The following is a 2,532-nucleotide window of genomic DNA, read 5'->3' on the forward strand; positions in this document are numbered from 1 at the left end:
GGGATGGAGCTGCTCGGGATCTCCGTCGTCACCACCACCGAGCTCGACGAGCACGGTGACCACCCTGTCCTCACCGATCCCGACGCCGTGGTGGCTGCCGCCGCGCAGGCGGCGACCGGTCTGGGCACCACGATCCGCCGAGTCCTCGCCGCAACACTCCTGAAGGAGCACTGATGTCCATGGAACCCCCCTCGAGAAGCCACGAGCCCCTCCCGGCCGCCGCCCCGGTCAGTGCGCCGACCAGCGCAATCGAGGCCAACGGGATCAACGTCATCGACGAGTCCGAGCGCAAGGGCACGCCACGGTCCCTGTTCTGGCCGTGGTGCGCGGCCAACATCTCGGTCTTCGGTGTTGCGTACGGCGCCTACTTCCTCGATTTCGGGGTCTCGTTCTGGCAGGCGCTCTTCGCCGGGCTGATCGGGACGGTGCTCTCGTTCCTGCTGGTCGGGGTCGTCTCGATCGCGGGCAAGCGCGGATCGGCCCCGACGATGGTGCTGTCACGCGCTGCGTTCGGCGTGCGCGGCAACACGCTGCCGAGCGCCGTCTCGTACGTGCTGCTCGTCGGCTGGGAGACGGTGCTGGTGTCGCTCGCAGCGTTGGCGAGCGCCTCGGTCATCGAGGAGCTCGGGTGGGGCGGCGGCGACGGAGCCCGGATCCTCGGCTTCGTCCTCACCGCCGCCGTGGTCATCGGCGCGGGCATCCTCGGGTTCGACACGATCATGAAGCTGCAGGTGTGGATCACCATCGCGACCGCGGTGCTGACCGTCGGCTACGTCGCACTCACGTTCGGCGACATCGACTGGGATGCCGTGACCTCGCTGCCGTCGGGCGGTGCCGCCGCGGTGATCGGACTGGCGATCTTCGCGACCGCGGGCTTCGGGATCAGCTGGGTGAACTCCGGCGCCGACTACTCCCGCTACCTGCCCCGTACGGCCTCGGCCGGCGGCGTGGTCCTCTGGACGACCCTCGGCGGGGCGATCGCGCCGGTCTTCCTGGTCCTCTACGGCCTGCTGCTCGCCGGGTCCGATCCCGCGCTGTTCGCGGCGCTCGGCGCCGACCCGATCGGCACGCTCGTGACGCTGCTGCCGACCTGGTACCTCGTGCCGTTCTTCCTCGTCGCGCTGGCCGGGCTGGTCGGCGGTGCGGTGCTCGACATCTACTCCTCGGGCCTCGCGCTGCTCACGCTCGGCCTGAAGACGCCGCGATGGGTCGCGGCGGCGATCGACGGCGCGATCATGGTGGTCGGGACGATCTACTTCCTGTGGATCGCCGACGACTTCTTCGGCCCGTTCCAGGGCTTCCTCATCACGCTCGCCGTGCCGATCGCGGCCTGGGCGGGGATCTTCGTCGCCGACATCGCGCTGCGCCGCCGCGACTACGCCGACCGCGACCTCTACGACCCGCGCGGACGGTACGGCGCGTGGAACGTGCCGACCGTGGCGTGGTTCCTGCTCGCGGTCGTCGTCGGCTGGGGCATGGTCACGAACACCTACGCCGACTGGCTGGGCTGGCAGGGCTACCTGCTGGAGCCGCTGCAGCTCGGCGGCAAGAAGGGCGAGTGGGCGTTCGCGAACCTCGGTGTCGTCGCCGCGCTGGCGATCGGCTTCGTGGGCTACCTCCTCACCGGGCGCGGTCAGGTCGCTCGTCAGGAGGCGCGGCGCTGATGTCGCCCCGCACCGCGACCCGCTCGCGGATCGCGGTGACGGGCTCCACCGGCCGTCTCGGCGTGCAGGTGGTGCGCGCCCTGGCGGGCAGCGCCGAGCACGAGGTGGTCGCCCTCGCCCGCACCCCGGCGTACGACGGGGGTGGGAAGGTCCAGTCCGTCCACGCTGACTACGACGATCCCGACTCCCTGCGGACGGCGCTGGTCGGCGTCGACACGCTCGTCTTCGTCTCGAGCGACGGCGAGGCGGCGCGGATGATGACGCACCACCGCAACGTGGTCGAGGCGATCGTGGCGTCGGACGTCGCGCACGTCGTGTATCTCTCCGGTCTGGACGTCGACCTCTCCTCGCCGTTCTGCTACGCCTACACCAACGGCACGACGGAGGAGCTGCTCGCCCGTACGGGCTGTGGGCTGTCGGTCGTGCGTGCGTCGATCTTCACCGAGTTCTTCGCCGGTCTCGTCGCGCGAGCGAGACCGTCCGGCGAGCTGCGGCTTCCCGCTGGCGACGCGCAGGTGTCCCTGGTCTCGCGAGAGGACGTGGCGCGTTGCCTGGCCGCGTTGGCGACGACGCCGACGGGGCGCTCCCACGACGTGACCGGGCCGGTGGCGCTCGGCATGGCGGAGGTGGCCGAGGTTGCGGAGCGGGCCTGGGGCACGCCGGTCTCGTACGTCGACGTCCCCCCGACGACGTTCGGTGCCGAGCTCGCCGCGAGCGGGGAGGACCCGTGGTGGACCTACGCGTACGCGTCGCTGTTCGCCTCGATCCGCCAGCGGCGCTGGGAGGCGGTGTCCGAGGAGGTGCGGGCGCTCACCGGCCGCGCCCCGTCCGCCCCGTCCCCGTGGTGAAGACTTCAGGTCGGTTTCAG

Annotated in this window: 2 protein-coding genes; both read left to right on the top strand. The window is 71.2% G+C overall.

The genetic code is table 11. The features are described from left to right. Positions 1–173: 173 nt before the first annotated feature. Entirely contained in the window at positions 174–1,664 is a 1,491-nt protein-coding gene (locus PV363_RS17190) for a cytosine permease (RefSeq protein WP_301023002.1), read from the top strand. Then, entirely contained in the window at positions 1,664–2,512 is an 849-nt protein-coding gene (locus PV363_RS17195) for an NAD(P)H-binding protein (protein ID WP_301023003.1), read from the top strand. Before PV363_RS17190 ends, PV363_RS17195 begins: the two co-directional genes overlap by 1 nt. The last annotated feature ends 20 nt before the right edge of the window (positions 2,513–2,532 follow it).

It is taken from the genome of Mumia sp. (assembly GCF_028803055.1).
Classification (GTDB): Bacteria; Actinomycetota; Actinomycetes; order Propionibacteriales; family Nocardioidaceae; genus Mumia.